This is a genomic window from Colwellia sp. 5_MG-2023, from assembly GCF_030547795.1.
In the GTDB taxonomy this organism is placed as follows: domain Bacteria; phylum Pseudomonadota; class Gammaproteobacteria; order Enterobacterales; family Alteromonadaceae; genus Colwellia.
Genome location: NZ_JAUOPW010000064.1, coordinates 1 through 929, shown reverse-complemented (window position 1 = coordinate 929; position 929 = coordinate 1). Strand labels below are relative to the sequence as shown.

Below are 929 nucleotides of genomic sequence, written 5' to 3'. Positions count from 1 at the left end.
AGTGGTGTGAGTAAAACTATTTCCTCTGAAGCACAAGCCACAAGGGCAGCGAGTAAGAGCAACGCACAAAACGAAACCAGTATTGAAGCGCATGAAGCAACCAATACGGTTGTTATCACCGGGCAACCTGAGATGTTACGTTCATTAGAAGGGGTTATTCGCCAACTAGACGTACCACGCGCACAAGTACACATTGAAGCGATTATTGTTGAAGTGTATGAAAGCGATGGCGCACAACTGGGTGTGCAGTGGTACAGTGAAGCGGGTGGTTTTACTCAGTTTACTAACGGTGTAGCGCCTATATCAGGTATTGCCGCGGGTGTTAAAGCCGCTGAAGAAACAGAAGGTACTGTGGTTATTACCGAGTCTGGCGAAACACAAAACCCTGATACGAATGGTGACTATACTATTTTGGCACAACTACTTGGCACTGTAAGTGGCGGTATGTTTGGTATTGCTAAAAATGACTGGGGCGCAATTATTCAAGCGGTTAACTCAAACACCAATTCTAATATTCTTGCCACGCCAAGTATCACGACGATGGATAACGAAGAAGCGTACTTCTTGGTAGGTCAAGAGATTCCGGTGATTACTGGCTCGCAAGCGTCAAGTACTGGCAGCTCAAACCCTTTTCAAACCGTTGACCGTCAAGAAGTGGGGATTAAACTCTTAGTAACACCACAAATTAACGAAGGTAACAGTGTACAACTTACCATTGAGCAAGAGGTCTCTTCTGTTAGTGGCGCAACGGGTGTTGATATTTCAATTAACAAACGTGAAATCAAAACTACCGTAATGGTTGAAAGTGGCCAAACGGTTATTTTAGGTGGCCTCATTGATGAAGACGTGCAAGAGAGTGAGCAGAAAGTTCCGTTACTTGGCGACATTCCAATTCTAGGACATTTATTTAAATCAACTAGCACAACGAC

1 protein-coding gene is annotated in these 929 nt (G+C 44.3%); it reads left to right on the top strand.

Annotated elements, in window-relative coordinates:
- A partial coding sequence (locus Q4496_RS17880) for a secretin N-terminal domain-containing protein (RefSeq protein ID WP_303610970.1) occupies window positions 1–929 on the top strand: 929 nt, incomplete at both ends.